The 15,254-nt window shown below is 64.1% G+C and carries 12 protein-coding genes; 6 read left to right on the forward strand and 6 right to left on the reverse strand.

Annotated elements, in window-relative coordinates; all coding sequences use genetic code 11:
- The first annotated feature begins 116 nt into the window (after positions 1 to 116).
- Together ACX80T_RS03450 and rpsA are read left to right on the forward strand one after the other, a co-directional pair.
- Positions 117 to 1,442 carry a GNAT family N-acetyltransferase gene (locus ACX80T_RS03450; protein ID WP_459303711.1) on the forward strand — a complete coding sequence of 442 codons (1,326 nt, stop codon included), beginning with the start codon at positions 117 to 119 and terminating at the stop codon, positions 1,440 to 1,442.
- Between the two features lie 227 nt (positions 1,443 to 1,669).
- Positions 1,670 to 3,169, forward strand: coding sequence for a 30S ribosomal protein S1 (gene rpsA / locus ACX80T_RS03455; RefSeq protein ID WP_019481442.1), 1,500 nt, complete (start codon positions 1,670 to 1,672; stop codon positions 3,167 to 3,169).
- 122 nt (positions 3,170 to 3,291) lie between these two features.
- On the opposite strand, the gene ACX80T_RS03460 is transcribed toward rpsA, so the two are convergent.
- From ACX80T_RS03460 to ACX80T_RS03475, 4 genes are all read right to left on the reverse strand, one after another.
- A complete protein-coding gene (locus tag ACX80T_RS03460; protein ID WP_459303712.1) occupies positions 3,292 to 4,026 on the reverse strand; it encodes a hypothetical protein in 735 nt (244 codons plus the stop codon).
- Positions 4,027 to 4,029: 3 nt separating this feature from the next.
- Positions 4,030 to 4,617 carry an APC family permease gene (locus ACX80T_RS03465; protein WP_459303713.1) on the reverse strand — a complete coding sequence of 196 codons (588 nt, stop codon included), beginning with the start codon at positions 4,615 to 4,617 and terminating at the stop codon, positions 4,030 to 4,032.
- Positions 4,618 to 4,741: 124 nt separating this feature from the next.
- The gene (locus tag ACX80T_RS03470; protein ID WP_459303714.1) at positions 4,742 to 5,869 is read right to left on the reverse strand and encodes a class I SAM-dependent methyltransferase; all 1,128 of its coding nucleotides are present in this window, start codon (positions 5,867 to 5,869) and stop codon (positions 4,742 to 4,744) included.
- Positions 5,862 to 6,533: an IMPACT family protein gene (locus ACX80T_RS03475; protein ID WP_459303715.1), complete on the reverse strand. Its 672-nt coding sequence runs from the start codon at positions 6,531 to 6,533 to the stop codon at positions 5,862 to 5,864. Before ACX80T_RS03475 ends, ACX80T_RS03470 begins: the two co-directional genes overlap by 8 nt.
- Before the next feature lie 191 nt (positions 6,534 to 6,724).
- Between ACX80T_RS03475 and coaE the strand changes: the two genes are divergently transcribed.
- From coaE to ACX80T_RS03490, 3 genes are all read left to right on the forward strand, one after another.
- Positions 6,725 to 7,942, forward strand: coding sequence for a dephospho-CoA kinase (gene coaE, locus ACX80T_RS03480; RefSeq protein WP_459303716.1), 1,218 nt, complete (start codon positions 6,725 to 6,727; stop codon positions 7,940 to 7,942).
- Positions 7,943 to 7,993: 51 nt separating this feature from the next.
- On the forward strand, positions 7,994 to 10,084 hold the full coding sequence (gene uvrB / locus ACX80T_RS03485; protein ID WP_026040891.1) for an excinuclease ABC subunit UvrB: 2,091 nt from the start codon (positions 7,994 to 7,996) through the stop codon (positions 10,082 to 10,084).
- 229 nt (positions 10,085 to 10,313) lie between these two features.
- Positions 10,314 to 11,366, forward strand: a complete 1,053-nt coding sequence (locus ACX80T_RS03490) for a TerC family protein (protein ID WP_165802626.1) — start codon at positions 10,314 to 10,316, stop codon at positions 11,364 to 11,366.
- 35 nt (positions 11,367 to 11,401) lie between these two features.
- Here the strand turns inward: ACX80T_RS03490 and ACX80T_RS03495 are convergent, their stop codons facing one another.
- Complete coding sequence (locus ACX80T_RS03495; RefSeq protein WP_459303717.1) at positions 11,402 to 12,730, reverse strand: alpha/beta fold hydrolase; 1,329 nt, start codon at positions 12,728 to 12,730, stop codon at positions 11,402 to 11,404.
- A complete protein-coding gene (locus ACX80T_RS03500) occupies positions 12,727 to 13,209 on the reverse strand; it encodes a GNAT family N-acetyltransferase (protein ID WP_459303718.1) in 483 nt (160 codons plus the stop codon). Before ACX80T_RS03500 ends, ACX80T_RS03495 begins: the two co-directional genes overlap by 4 nt.
- Positions 13,210 to 13,435: 226 nt before the next feature.
- Here ACX80T_RS03500 and ACX80T_RS03505 point away from each other — a divergent pair, with 226 nt between their 5' ends.
- Positions 13,436 to 15,184 (forward strand): HNH endonuclease signature motif containing protein, encoded by a 1,749-nt coding sequence (locus tag ACX80T_RS03505; RefSeq protein WP_459303719.1) that lies wholly within the window; start codon positions 13,436 to 13,438, stop codon positions 15,182 to 15,184.
- Positions 15,185 to 15,254: the final 70 nt, after the last annotated feature.

The raw sequence follows: 15,254 nt of genomic DNA on the forward strand, positions 1-15,254 counted from the left end.
CGCTCTGGGCACCGGGCATACGCACTGGTGCCGGGCGCTACGTACTGGCGCCGGGAGTTCACTGCGGCCGGCAGCTCACTGGTGCCGGGCGCTCCGCCACACTAGGCTGATGGATCGTGACCGCTACCCAAGACTCCGCCTCCCCATCCGCACTGCGCATCGACACCTTCACGGTGACAGCTGAGACAGATTCCTCATCCGACGGTGCCCTGGCCCACTGGTTCGAAGCGGTCCGGTTCGGCTTCCACGAAGCCCGCACCGAGCCGGAAGATCTAGCCACCTATGCCGCGGCGTTCACCTCCGACAGCCGGACCCTGTGGGGTGCCTACGACGACGCTGCCAGTGCACACGCGTGGGATGCCAGCATTCCGGTGGCCACCTACGCCACCATGGTCAACTCCCTCAACGTCGGCAACGGCCAGTTGCTTGACGCGCACCAGATCACTGCCGTCACCGTGCGCCCCACCCACCGCCGTCGTGGGCTGCTGCGCACCATGATGACCAGTGATCTGCAGTCCGCCGCGTCCAAAGGTCTCGCCATCGCAGCGCTGACCGCATCGGAGGCGACGATCTACGGCAGGTTCGGTTTCGGTGCTGCAACGTTCACCCGCAACATCGAGGTGGATGTGAAGGAGCGGTTCGCGTTGCGCACGCCGGCGTTCGGCGTCACCGAGATCGTGGCACCGGCCTCCGCGGCAGCACTGTCCGAACAGATTTTCGCCCGGTTCCATCACGCCACCACCGGTTCGGTGGGACGCCAGTTCGCCTACCCGCAGCGTGCCTCCGGCCGCTGGGGCGAGGAACGGCCCGTCGAGGACAAGGGTGTGCGCGTCGCGGTGCATTACGACGACGACGGCCGGCCCGACGGGTTCGTGTCCTACAAATTCTCCGGCTGGGGGACCACCCCGTACACGATGAAGATTGTTGATCTGGTCGCCGTCTCCGACGCCGCCTACCTCGAGCTGTGGCGTTACCTTGGCGCAATCGACCTCGTCCAGCGCATCACCTTCGATCTGGCACCCGTGAACGACCCCCTGCCGTGGGCCCTGCAGGATCGTCGCTGCTACAAACTCATTGGCGACGAGGATGTCCTGTGGCTGCGCATCCTCGACCCCATTGCTGCCCTCGAAGCACGGGGTTACCAGGGTGCGGGAACGGTCAGCCTGGAAATCGTGGATCCTCTCGGCTATGCCGCGGGCCGGTTCCGGTTGACGGTCGAGAACGGCTCCGGGTCGGTGGCACGACTCGACGACGACGCCGACACGCAGCTCCGCGTCGATGTCACGGCGCTCGGGTCGATGTATCTGGGCGGCGTTCCAGCCCGGACCCTGGCCGCTGCCGGGCACCTCACCGAACAGGGGCCCACAGGACAGGGGAGCCTCGCCGTCGTCGACCGGATCTTCCAGACCCCGACCGATCCGTACTGCATTACCCACTTCTGACCCGGCACCCAGCGCCGCCCGCCGCTTTGACCTGTGTTGGCGCAAACGGCTAGACTAGACGGGCGTGTAATGCGCACTGCGAAACGGGTTGCCAAGCAACATCAGGTAAGTCGTTTTCTCTCCAAAAGTCCACTTCCGGACGAGCTCCATCTGAATCAGCAGAGTTTCCTGTTGCCCAGGCGTCGCTCTCCGGATCAACTAATCATCCACAACGGAGTCCCAACTACATGACCATCACCACCACCGAGAAGCCAGGTGCACCGCAGGTCGCGATCAACGACATCGGCACCGCTGAGGACTTCCTCGCAGCCATTGACGCCACCATCAAGTACTTCAACGACGGAGACCTCGTTGAAGGAACGGTAGTCAAGGTTGACCGCGACGAAGTTCTGCTCGACATCGGTTACAAGACCGAGGGTGTTATCCCTTCCCGTGAGCTGTCCATCAAGCACGACGTTGATCCCGGAGACGTTGTCTCCGTTGGCGATCAGGTCGAAGCACTGGTGCTCACCAAAGAGGACAAAGAAGGCCGACTGATCCTGTCCAAGAAGCGCGCTCAGTACGAGCGTGCCTGGGGCGATATCGAGAAGGTCAAGGAAGAAGACGGCGTCGTCACCGGTACGGTCATCGAAGTTGTCAAGGGTGGACTCATCCTCGACATCGGCCTCCGCGGCTTCCTGCCCGCGTCCTTGGTTGAGATGCGTCGTGTACGCGATCTTGCTCCCTACATCGGTCAGAAGATCGAAGCGAAAATCATCGAGCTGGACAAGAACCGCAACAACGTGGTCCTGTCCCGCCGTGCCTGGCTTGAGCAGACCCAGTCCGAGGTGCGTTCCACGTTCCTCAACAAGCTGGAAAAGGGCCAGGTTCGTCCGGGCGTTGTCTCCTCGATCGTCAACTTCGGTGCCTTCGTGGACCTGGGCGGCGTCGACGGACTCGTTCACGTTTCCGAGCTGTCCTGGAAGCACATCGATCACCCCTCCGAGGTTGTCGAAGTTGGCCAGGAAGTCACCGTCGAGGTTCTCGAGGTGGACCTGGACCGCGAGCGTGTCTCACTGTCGCTCAAGGCCACCCAGGAAGATCCATGGCAGACCTTCGCCCGCACCCACGCCCTCGGGCAGGTTGTTCCAGGTAAGGTCACCAAGCTGGTTCCCTTCGGTGCGTTCGTTCGCGTCGAAGACGGCATCGAAGGCCTGGTCCACATCTCCGAGCTGGCTGTCCGCCACGTGGAGCTGGCAGAGCAGGTTGTCTCGGTTGGCGACGAACTGTTCGTCAAGGTCATCGACATCGACCTCGAACGTCGTCGGATCTCGCTCTCCCTCAAGCAGGCTAACGAGGGCGTCGACGCCGACAGCACCGAGTTCGACCCGGCTCTGTACGGTATGGCTGCCGAGTACGACGAAGAAGGCAACTACAAATACCCAGAGGGCTTCGACCCAGAGTCCAACGAATGGCTCGAGGGTTACGACTCTCAGCGCGCGACCTGGGAAGCTCAGTACGCTGAAGCCCAGTCACGCTGGGAAGCTCACAAGAAGCAGGTTGTGCAGCACGCATCTGACGATGCAGCTGCTGCCAACGAGCCAGTCGAGTCAAGCTCCACGAGCTACTCCTCTGAGCCAGCCGCCACTGAGAGCACGAACGCCAGCAGCAACAGCAACGTCGGCACGGGTACGCTCGCGTCAGACGAGGCACTTGCCGCACTGCGCGAAAAGCTGACCGGCAACTAAGGTCCAGCACTAGCACCTGAAAAGGTCCCCACCGTAATGGTGGGGACCTTTTTTGCGCCCAATTCCGTTCAGTCTCGCGTTGGCCTGCCGTGTTCGGGTGCGCACGCACCAGAGGGGGCTGCTCAGCGTGAGTCTGAACCCGGGAGCGCGTCGCCCGGTGCAACCCTGGCTTCGGCATAGGACGGTTCCCGGAGCGCCCGGGTCCAGGCATAGGTTTCGGATCCGGGCAGCGGGCGCCGGACCGGGTCAAAACGCAAACCCGTCGGATCACCGCCCCGTGCCACCAGCACCGGCTCAAGTTCCTCCAGGGTCAGCACCAGAGTGCCGAACCGGGTCCACTCACCCAGGGGACGGCTGAAGCACAGGGCGAGTTCCAGGGGTCGCTTCGCCAAGCCCACACGGAGGCCGGCAGGCGTGGCGGGCATCCGGCCACTCGGGTCAAGGGGAAAAGCCGCCAGCAGAACGGCTGACTTCCCGCCCTTGTACGGCATCATTGACGTGAATTTAGCGGCCTGGACATTCCGCTGGGGGAGCAGGACGAACCGGGCGGGAAATGACGCACCGGTGGATGCGAGCAGCACATCAAAGTGGTCAGACCCGTGGGGGACCCGCAAGGCCAGGCCAAGAATGTCAGGGCTCCAGCGCGGTAGCCCCACCGAGCGGGATAGCCGCGCCTGGATCGGGTCCTGGCCGGTGCCGTCGATCCAGGATATGCCGCTGGAAGCAGGTGGCCCGGTCCGGGTGAGTGTCCCGGTGAGCCAAACGCCGTCGGGGTGAATAGGACGCTGCGGCCTGACGGCTTTCATCGTAGCGAACAGGCTGGCGAACCCCTTGCCGAGTGCGGTCGTGACGCGCATCGGTCAGTGCTTCACTGCTCGGTCGGAGTCCGCGGTGCGGTCCGGGGCGGAGCGGCGGGTCGTGCTGTGTTGAATCGCATACAGCACCAGGCCAATAGCCACCAGGATTCCCGCGCGTAACCAGATGTCGGCGCTCTGCTGCGTCATGAGCAGGACACAGGACGCGATCGCCAGGTAGGGAAAGATCACCGGAATCTGGAAGTGCTGGTGGTCCACCCGGTCCTTGCGAAGCACCAGCACGGCGATGTTGGTGCTGAGGAACACGAACAGCAGCAGCAGCACCACGACCGTCTCCGCCAGCGATGCCAGATCACCGGTGCTGCTGAGGATCATCGCGGCAACGGTGGTCGCAATGATCGCGACCCACGGTGTGCGCCGGTTGGGGAGTACCCGGCCCAGCACCGATGGCAGCAGGCCTTGTTCGGCCATCCCATAGGTCAGCCGGCTTGCCATGATCATGGTGAGCAGCGACCCGTTGGCGACGGCGATGAGGGCCACCAGTCCGAAGATCCACTCGGGGATCCCGAACCCGGTGGCGTTGACGACGTCGAGCAGTGGCGACGTCGAACCCGCCAGGTCAGCTGCGGGCACAGCGGCGGAGGCTGCTTTAGCTTGGACGGGGCTGACTGCTGAGCTGTGGACATTCCCGAAGTATATTCCAGAAAGTAAGTTCACTGATCATTGCGTGACGGGGCCGGTTTCCGGACCGGCCGCCTCAGCGTCGGGTGGACACCGTGACGGTGAATTTTGGGTTCCTGGCGGCCTGCCGGGTGGGGCCAACCATGGAGGCGAGCGGGGTCCGATACTGGAGGTGGCTGTTCCAGACCGTCCAGAGTTCACCTCCCGGTTTGAGCACCCGGCCGGCATCGGCGAAAAGCTTCAGGGCAATCCCGGAGTGAACGGTGCCTTCCATGTGAAAGGGTGGGTTCAGCACAATGAGCTCGGCTGATGAGTCGGGCATCGAGGACAGGGCATCATCCCGCACGACCGTGATCCGGTCGCCGACACCATTGGCATCGGCGGTCGCACGGGAAGACGCAACAGCTGACGCCGACTGGTCCGTTGCAGCAACCTCCATCGCAGGCCGCGTGAGGGCGAGATAGGCGGCAATCGTGCCATTGCCCGACCCCAGATCGATTGCCTGCCCCGCAGCTCGGGCCGCGGAGAGGGCGGGAAGCAGGTACCGGGTCCCCGCATCCAGTTTGGCGCCACCAAAGGTGCTGCCGAAAGCCTTAAGGATCAGCGGTGCGGGCAGGCCGACGTCGTGCTTCTCCTCCACCGGAAACCCGCTGGCGGAGGTGGCCACGGGCGCCGACGCCGTCAGGATCCGGGACTTCTGGCGTGCCAGTCCGGCAGCCACAGTGGTGAAGTGGCGGGCCAGGATGCCGTTCATCGCGGTGGTCATGTGTTTGACCCGGCCGCCGGCGAACACAGTGACGTCCGGGCTCGCGTAGCGGGCGATCGTCCACGCGATCTCATCCAGCGCGGCCAGTGACCTGGGCAGCTGCAGCAGGACCGTGCGGGCGCCAGCCAACAGGGCCTCGTTGAGCGGATAGTGGGAGAAGGCCTCGGCCAGGCCAGCGGTGTGCGCGTTGGCTGTCAACGCGAGCTCACCGGAGAGCGGGTCCTGGTGGGTGCGAATCGAGTGTGCCCCATGCAGCGCGGCGGCGCCGAGAGTGAGCGCACCGTAGTGGTCCCCAATGACGACGACGCCGTCCCGGTCGGCGTTGATCGCCGCGCCGGCGGTGTCGAGGAGGAGCCGATCGGTGGCGTCGAACGCAAAGAGGTTCGGGGCCTCGACGTCGGGAGCCCGTCGAAGGTTGTCAAAGGAAAAGTCAGTCACAGTCCACCCATTTCAGGTCGAGTAGTTGGGCGCCGGACTGGCCGGCGGTCAGTGAGGCGAGGCGGGCGCGAAACCCGTCGATCGATGCGTTCCCGGCCGGTATGGCCACCCGGATGGTGGCCCGTTCCGCCGCATAGTCGGTTCCCAGGACGTCGACGCCTGCGTTGCGGAGCTCGTTTTCGACCCGCCCCGCGTCGGTGTGAGCCACCGGGACCGCCAGGAGCTGCAACAGTCGTCGTCGGACACGTGGCGCCGAGTCCAGCGCCTGGGAGACAGCGTCGGAATAGGCGCGAACAAGTCCGCCAGCACCAAGCAACACTCCACCGAAATAGCGGACCACCACCACCGCGACGTCGCTCAGGTCAGCCTCGCCATCGGCATTGTCGCGTTTGAGGATGGCGTCCAGCATGGGGGCACCGGCGGTGCCCGACGGTTCGCCGTCGTCGTTGGCGCGCTGGACCGACCGATCAGGACCCAGCACGACGGCGCTGCAATGGTGGCGCGCGTCGTGGAACTCCCGGCGCAGCTCGGTGAGGAGCAACCGCGCCTCGTCCTCGCTGGCAATCCGCCGGACGACAGTGATGAAGCGTGACCGACGCACATCGGTCTCGTGGCGGTGCTCGCCCCGGACCGTTGTGTAGCCGATTATTCCACTGTCATTCACCGGCCCCAGTCTAGTGGGCGGGAGGTTGCGCCAGCGCAAATGCCCCAGTGACGAGCAGGCCCGGAGGGCAGGGACGGTCCTGCTCACCGGGCCTGCCAGCGGGGGAGCATCTATACCCCGCCTGCCGAGGACTGCCGTGGATCCAGGCATCTGGAGGGCGGCGGGCACATCCCACGTATTAGGGTGGGGACATGCTCAGAATTGGCCTCACCGGCGGGATCGCAGCAGGGAAATCACTTGTCGCCTCAAGGCTGGCAGAGCTCGGTGCGGTGCTGGTCGACGCCGATGTGCTGGCCCGCGCGGCCGTGGAACCAGAATCGGCCGGGCTGGCAGCCGTGGCCGCCGAGTTCGGTGAGGAGGTGCTGCTTCCGGACGGTAGCCTGGATCGGCCGGCGCTGGCGGCAGCCATTTTCGGTGACCCGTCCCGCCGGATGACGTTGAATTCGATCATCCACCCGTTGGTGCGGGAACGCGCCCGTGAGCTGACGGCGGCTGCGCCCCCGGACGCCGTCGTCGTGCAGGATATTCCCTTGCTGGTGGAGACCGGCCAGCAACACCAGTTCCATTTGGTGGTGGTGGTCGACGCTCCCGACAGCGTCCGGATCGAGCGGCTGACCAGCCTCCGGGGAATGAGCGACGACGACGCGCGGGCCCGGATTGGTGCGCAAGCCACGCGTGCCGAGCGGAAGGCAGCCGCCGACGTCGTCCTCGTCAACGACAGCACCCCACAGGATCTGCTGGCCGCCGTCGACCGCCTCTGGGTCGAACGACTGGTGCCCTTCAACCACAACCTGTTGCGCGGCGTCCGGGCCGCACGCAGTGGTGGCCCGCAACTGGTGCCTTCCCGCGACGACTGGCCGGAACAGGCCGGACGGATCATGGGCAGGGTGCGTCTGGTTGATCCCCTGGTGCTGGCGGTCGACCATATCGGGTCGACCGCTGTGCCCGGGTTGGCCGCCAAGGATGTCCTCGACCTGCAGGTCACCGTCGCGACCCTTGAAGACGCCGACGCGATTGCCGGAAAGCTGGTCGCAGCAGGGTTTCCGCCGCTCGAAGGCATCACACGGGATGAACCCAAACAGGACGTTCCCGACCCCTCCCGATGGGGGAAGCGTCTGCACGCCAACGCCGACCCTGGTCGCGCGGTTAACCTTCATGTTCGGGTTGAGGGTTCGCCTGGATGGCGGTATGCCCTGTCGTTCAGGGACTGGCTGCGCTCCGACCTGGGCGCCGCGGCCCAGTACCAGGCGGAGAAGGAGCGGTGTGCGGCCCAGCACACCCGGGATGCGACTACCGAGGGCTACGCGGAGTGCAAGGAGAACTGGTTCACCACCGTCGCTGATCCGCTGCTGAAACGCTGGATTGCCGACACTGGCTGGACTCCTCAGCCCTCTTCTGCCGTCGGCTAAGTTGCCCCATTCAGGACGCTGATTGTCCGGGGGAGGGTCTAACGTATTTATATGAGCCTTGCGCAGGAAATTAAACGGGTGGTAGCCCCTTTCGAAGTGATCAGCGAATTCAAGCCTGCCGGTGACCAGCCTGCCGCGATTGCCGAACTCAGTGAACGCGTCAAGGCGGGCGAGAAGGACGTGGTGCTGCTGGGCGCCACCGGTACCGGCAAGAGCGCGACGACTGCGTGGCTGATCGAACAGGTCCAGCGGCCCACGCTCGTGATGGTGCAGAACAAGACCCTCGCGGCGCAGCTGGCGAACGAGTTCCGTGAGCTGCTGCCCAACAATGCCGTCGAATACTTCGTCTCGTATTACGACTACTACCAGCCTGAAGCCTACGTTCCCCAGACGGACACCTTCATCGAGAAGGACTCCTCGGTCAACGAGGAAGTGGAGCGGCTCCGGCATTCCGCCACCAACGCCCTGCTCACCCGCCGGGACGTGATCGTGGTGGCCACCGTGTCCTGCATCTATGGTCTGGGCACCCCCGAAGAATATGTTGCCGGGATGGTCACACTGGAAACCGGCCAGCAGATGAACCGCGACGATTTGCTGCGGAAGTTCGTGTCAATGCAGTACACCCGCAACGACATCGACTTCCACCGGGGCACCTTCAGGGTGCGTGGCGACACCGTCGAAATCATCCCCATGTATGAGGAACTGGCGCTTCGCATTGAGTTCTTCGGCGACGAGGTCGAGAAGATCTACACCCTGCACCCGCTGACCGGGGAAATCGTCAGGGAAGAGACCGAAATGTATGTGTTCCCGGCGTCGCACTATGTCGCGGGCCCCGAGCGCATGAACCGGGCGGTCAAGCAGATCGAGGATGAGCTCCAGGTCCGCCTGGACGAGCTGGAGTCGCAGAACAAACTGGTCGAAGCCCAGCGGTTGCGGATGCGGACCACCTATGACCTCGAAATGATGCAGCAGATGGGGTTCTGCAACGGCATCGAGAACTACTCCCGACACATCGACGGCCGCGGTCCGGGCTCGGCGTCGCACTGCCTGCTCGACTACTTCCCCGACGATTTCCTGCTGGTAGTCGACGAGTCGCACGTGACCATTCCGCAGATCGGTGCCATGTATGAGGGTGACATGTCCCGGAAGCGCACCCTGGTGGACCATGGGTTCCGGCTCCCCTCCGCGATGGACAACCGGCCGCTCAAATGGGACGAGTTCCTGGACCGGATCGGGCAGACCGTCTACCTCTCGGCAACCCCCGGGAAGTATGAGCTGGGCAAGTCGGATGGGTACGTGCAGCAGATCATCCGGCCGACCGGTCTGATCGACCCGGAGGTGGTGGTCAAGCCCAGCAAGGGCCAGATCGATGACCTGCTGGGGGAGATCCGCACCCGGGTGGAACTGAACGAGCGGGTGCTCGTCACCACCCTGACCAAGCGGATGGCCGAAGATTTGACCGGGTACCTGCTGGAACATGGGGTGAAGGTTGAATACCTGCACTCAGACGTGGATACCCTGCGCCGGGTGGAGCTGTTGCGTGAGTTGAGGCTCGGGACTTTCGACGTCCTGGTGGGCATCAACCTGCTCCGTGAAGGCCTTGACCTTCCTGAAGTGTCGCTGGTCAGCATCCTCGACGCCGACAAGGAAGGGTTCCTGCGCAGCGCCACCTCCCTGATCCAGACCATCGGGCGTGCGGCCCGTAACGTCTCGGGTGAGGTGCACATGTACGCGGACCGGATCACCGATTCGATGGCCAAAGCCATCGACGAAACCAACCGACGTCGTGAGATCCAGGTGGCATACAACCTCAAGCACGGGGTTGATCCGCAGCCCCTGCGGAAGCGGATTGCTGACATCACCGATTCCATCGCCCAGGAGGACGCCGATACCCGGGCGCTCCTGGCGGAGTCGGGCAAGAAGCGCAAGGGCGGCAAGACGGCCAAGGGCGGCGCCCCTGTCCGGCATGACGGCCTTGCCGCAGTGCCGGCCGAGGACCTCACCGACCTGATCGGTCAGCTCACCGACCAGATGCACTCGGCGGCGGCTGACCTGCACTTCGAGCTCGCCGCGAGGCTACGCGACGAGGTGGGGGACCTGAAGAAAGAGCTGCGGCAGATGCAGACGGCGGGGCACGCCTAGCCCCAGCTCGTCGCTGGCGGGAGGGCTCGCGCAACTTACTGAGAGGTTGCGCGAGCCATTTCCTGATCCGGCTCGTACGGGGTTAGGATAAGCCGGACGTAGGGGAGTATCCCGAAGCGCTACGATCGTCAACACGCGGAGCATCGATGTTTCGCCGGGCGTAGCGGCCGGTGGCAAATGCCGCGGCGGAGAGACTTGCGGAATCCGCTGCACCCTTGAAAGGTCCCTCATGCCCGAACCCACGCTGGAACTGCCATTGGCGTTTGAGGTAGGCACATTCATTGTGCTGGGCCTCATCCTCCTGTTCGATTTGCTGCTGGTGGTTAAGCGCCCGCACGAGCCGTCAATGAAGGAAGCCGGCCTGTGGGTCACGTTCTACGTTTCTCTCGCGTTGATCTTCGCGGTCCTGATGTTTATCTTCACCGGCCCGGATTACGGGGGACAGTTTGTCGCCGGCTGGGTCACCGAATATAGCCTGAGCATTGACAACCTGTTCGTGTTCATCATCATCATGGCCCGGTTCTCGGTACCCCGTAAGTATCAGCAGGAAGTGTTGATGGTGGGCATCATCATCGCGCTGGTGCTCCGCGGAATCTTCATCCTGCTCGGCGCAGCCTTGATCAGCAACTTCAGCTGGATCTTCTACATCTTCGGTGTCTTCCTGCTCTACACGGCCTATCAGCAGGCCAAGGACACCGGCGAAGACGAGGAACACGGTAGCGAAAACAAGGTGATCGGCAAGCTGCGCAACGTCCTGCCGATGACCGACAAATACGACGGCAACAAGATCCGTACCGTCGTGGACGGCAAGAAGGTCTTCACCCCGATGCTGATCGTCTTCGTGACCATCGGCCTCACCGACCTGCTCTTCGCGGTGGATTCGATCCCGGCCATTTTCGGTCTGACCGAAAGCGCGTTCATCGTCTTCACCGCCAACATTTTTGCCCTGATGGGCCTGCGCCAGCTGTACTTCCTGCTCGGTGGCCTGATGACCCGGCTCATCTACCTGAAGCATGCGCTCTCGGCCATCCTGGCGTTCATTGGCATCAAACTGATCCTTCACGCCATGCATGAAAACGAGTTGCCGTTCATCAACGGGGGCCAGCACATTGAGTGGGCTCCGATCATCCCCACCTTCCTGTCCCTCGGCATCATCCTCGGCACCATTGTGGTCGCGGTTGTCCTGAGCCTGCTCAGCCCGAAGGCCAAGCAGGCCAGCATCGATGCCAAGCTTGAAGAGGACGCACGGAAGGCCCGCGGCACGGCCGACGTCGAGAAGTAGCCTTCTCCGACCGTCGGCGCTTCAGCGCTGGCTGACTACGCGGGCCAGCCGGTCATACCCAGCAACCGGTTGAAGATCGCTTCGCCGTCGTCGGAAATCCCGTCGTGGTGGAAGTCAGCTGTCTCCCATGCCTGTAAGCCTTTGACCGCGCGGGCTGTCCGCATGGACAGGTCATGGTCCACGTAGATGTCGTCCTGATAGACGGCAGCGGCAGCGGGGACAGTGTTGCGGGCGAGCTGGTCGGTGTTGTAGAGGCTGCCCCAATCCGCCTTTGCTGCGAGGAGGTCAGCGACGTCCCGCAGCGGAACCAGTGACGGGTCCTGATCGAAGTACCACCGATACACCATTTCGCCGGTCAGCAGCGGTTCCTCAGCCGTCGGGAGGAACTGGGGGTGCTCGGCCAACACCCGGTGGGCGGACCAGTCGGAGGCCTCGCCCTGGCAATAAATTGACTCGTGCAGTAGGGCGTAGAGGGGGTTGGATGACCGGCTGACCTGCGCCCAGACGGCGTCCAGGAACACCTGGGACAGCCGCTGACCATCGGCGGTGCTCACGAAGGCGTCCTCGAGCAGGAAGTGCAGGGCGTCCATCCGGGTGTTGCCACCAAGGAAGGATCCGATCATCTGCAGCCGTGCAACGGTGAGACGCTCACCGGTCGGTAGCCGCTCGTCGATTGCCTCGACGTGGTGTGCAATCCGGGTGAGGGTCGTCCGGTCCTCGGGATACTTGGCGAAGTATTCCCGGTTCCTGGCTTCGACGAGCCGATAGGTCGCGGAATAGACCTGATCCGGGGGGCCACTGAGTGGTGCCAGGCCACCGGTGATCAGCGCCCGGTCCATGCCCTCGGGGGCGACAGAGAGGTACGTCAGGGTGCAGAAACCGCCAAAGCTCTGACCGAACACCGTCCAGGGCGCCCCGACGAGCTGGCGGCGGATCAGTTCGGCGTCAGCAACAATCGAGTCGGCCCTGAAGTGCGCGAGATACTCGGCCTGTGCGGCAGCGTCCCCGCGGAGGGGAAGGGTCGCGGCATCCGCTGGGGTGGAACGGCCGGTACCGCGCTGATCCAGCATCAGAATTCTGAAGTGTCTGGCCGCAGCCTTCATCCAGCCGCCAAGCTGGGTGACCCTGCTGCCCCGGCCGCCGGGCCCACCTTGCAGGAACAGCAGCCATGGCAGGTCGGCAATGGCCTCGTCGTCGTACTCCAGCGAGCTGTACTCGCGGGCAAAGATGGTGATGGTTTCACCATCGGGCGTCCGATGGTCCAGGGGAACTGTGAAGTAATGGCCGGTGGTGCGTGCGCCGTGCATCAGGTGGGTTGATTCGCGGCGGTGGGGGACGACGTCGGCGGCTGACTGGTCGCTCACGTAGCGGATCCGCTGGCCACTGCGGTGAGGGCGGGGCCGGTGAGGCGATAGGTGGTCCACTCGTCCTGGGGGAGGGCGCCGAGGCTGTCGTAGAAGTTGATTGAGGGTTCGTTCCAGTTCAGGACCGACCATTCCACCCGGGCGTAGCCCCGTTCCGCGGCGATGCGTGCAAGGTTCTGCAGGAGTGCTTTGCCGTGGCCTTCGCCCCGGGCTTCGGGGCGGACGTACAGGTCTTCCAGGTAGATCCCGTTGACACCCTCCCAGGTTGAGTAGTTCAGGAACCAGAGGGCAAAGCCCTGGATGACGCCGTCCGACTCGGCGACATGCGCGAACACGCTTGGCATGGGTCCAAAGAGGGCCTGATGCAGCTGTTCGGGAGTGTTCTTGACGGCGTCAGGTTCTTTCTCGTAGATGGCGAGGTCGTGGATGAGCTCGAGGATGGTGGCTACATCAGCCGGGCGGGCGTCGCGGATAGTCATGCACTCAACCCTATCTATTACATCCCCGGCGAGAGGGTAGCTGTGGCGGGTCTGGACGTGCCGGGGCCATCACAGCCAACCGCTCGGTGGCGAGTTTGAGAGTAGTCAGGCGAGTCCAGTGCTTACGAGGGCCGCTTTTGTGGGTGCCGAAAATACTTCGAGAAAGTTTTTCCTGGGACCCCTATTTTCCCCTCATACTGTCGGTGCTCGATGATGGAATTGGGGTATGAAAAGCAGTGCAGCTTCTGCTCCCGGATCGGGAATCCCTCCCGAATCCGGCGCGGATTCCGCCTCGACCAGCGGGCCCGCGAACACGGCCACGGGTACTCCCGCCGGCGCTTCTGCTGGGTCTTCCGCTGGAACTCACGCCGGGGCTTCTGCTGGGTATGGTCCGGAGGGACCGCTAGGCGTGGACGCGGTGTGGACAGCACCCACTGTTGAACCGCCGGAGTCGGAGGCTGCGGGTTCGACCGATGCGGATGATGAGGCATCGGATTTTTGGGGAATGGCCTTCGTGCCCGGCGAACGGGTGCGCTCCAGCGACGAACCTCCCGCCCTGACCGGCCAACTCGGGCTCGCCGCCCCGGCCGGCCTTGACTCTGCCCAGGTGGTAGATGCGTTGAACGACGTCGCCGAGGCGCGGTCATGGCTCGATGCCCAGGAAGCGAAACTGGTCACCCGGATCCTGGACCTGCAAACCGAGCAAACCCGTTGCGGCCGCGGGGCTTTCGGGTTCGAGAAAACCCTGGCCGCAGCCGAGATCGGCGCCACGTTGCACCTGCCGGAGCGGACCGCCGGGTTCCTGGTCGAACACAGCACCCTGCTGACCCGCCACTACCCGGCCACGTTGAACGCGTTAGAGGACGGCAGACTCTCACGCCGCCATGCCTGGGCCGTTGTCGAAGAAGCCACAGACATGCCCGACACCGACCCCGCTCTCGCCGCCGCCTATGAAACCAGGCTGATCGCGTTGGCCGGTCAGACCACCGTGACGAAGTTCTGCCGCCAGGCCCAACGGTTACGCGAAAAACTCCACCCCGAACCCATCAGTAGCCGGCACCGGAAAGCTCTCCGGGAACGCGAGGTGGTCCTGAACCCCGCCCACGACGGGATGGCCTGGCTCGCCGCGTACCTACCCACCGAACACGCGGCCGGGATCTTCCACCGGGTCGACACCGCAGCCCGGGCCCTGCAAGGACCCGACGAGGCCAGAACTCTCACCCAGCTCAGGGCCGACGTTCTGGTGGATGTCCTCACCAGTGCCGGACCCACCGGACACATGCATGCAGCACCCGACCCAGCTGACCCAGCTGCTGCCCCTGGTGCTGCTGCTGGGACCGACCCAGGAGATGACCCCGCTGCTGCCGCTGACTTAGGTGCTGCCGCTGACCGGGGCGGGCCGGGAACAGCGGACCCCGGATCCCGGACGAACACCAGCCCCAGTCAGCAGCGGGAGGCCAGCACGTATTGGGGTGTGCAGGCGAAGGTGTTTGTCACCGTCCCGGTGATGACTCTCCTCGGTGGGGATGCCCCGGGTGAGTTGGAAGGCTACGGTCCGATTGATCCCGAGACGGCACGTCAGCTCGCCGGCCACGCACCATCGTTCACCAGGATCCTCACCCACCCCTTCACCGGGGCCAGGTTAGGCGCCGATGCGACCACGTACCGGGTCCCGCAGGACCTAAAGGATGCGGTCCGGGTCAGGGACGGAACCTGTCGGCATCCGGGATGTAACCGGTTGGCGGTGTTCTGCGAACTCGACCACACCACCCCCTGGTCCCAAGGCGGCAAAACCAGCTACGGGAACCTGGCGGCCCTGTGTAAACGCCACCACATGTTCAAAACCGAAGGCTACTGGCACTACCAACAACCCGAGCCCGGGACGATCATCGCGATCTCACCACTCGGCGAAACCTACCTCACCCGACCAGACCCACCACCCGCCCCACCACCCGACATACCCCCGCCCTTCTAGAAGCACCGCCCTTTTAGAAGCACAGCCCTGCTGGAAGCACCATCTTTCTGGGAGAACCATCTTTCCAGCC

The sequence above is a fragment of the Arthrobacter sp. Sr33 genome (genome assembly GCF_054511195.1).

Coding starts and splice junctions, on each gene's coding strand:
- coaE (WP_459303716.1), top strand. CDS start 6,725: ATGCTCAGAATTGGCCTCACCGGCGGGATCGCAGCAGGGAAATCACTT.
- ACX80T_RS03490 (WP_165802626.1), top strand. CDS start 10,314: ATGCCCGAACCCACGCTGGAACTGCCATTGGCGTTTGAGGTAGGCACA.
- rpsA (WP_019481442.1), top strand. CDS start 1,670: ATGACCATCACCACCACCGAGAAGCCAGGTGCACCGCAGGTCGCGATC.
- ACX80T_RS03500 (WP_459303718.1), bottom strand. CDS start 13,209: ATGACTATCCGCGACGCCCGCCCGGCTGATGTAGCCACCATCCTCGAG.
- ACX80T_RS03460 (WP_459303712.1), bottom strand. CDS start 4,026: ATGCGCGTCACGACCGCACTCGGCAAGGGGTTCGCCAGCCTGTTCGCT.
- uvrB (WP_026040891.1), top strand. CDS start 7,994: ATGAGCCTTGCGCAGGAAATTAAACGGGTGGTAGCCCCTTTCGAAGTG.
- ACX80T_RS03505 (WP_459303719.1), top strand. CDS start 13,436: ATGAAAAGCAGTGCAGCTTCTGCTCCCGGATCGGGAATCCCTCCCGAA.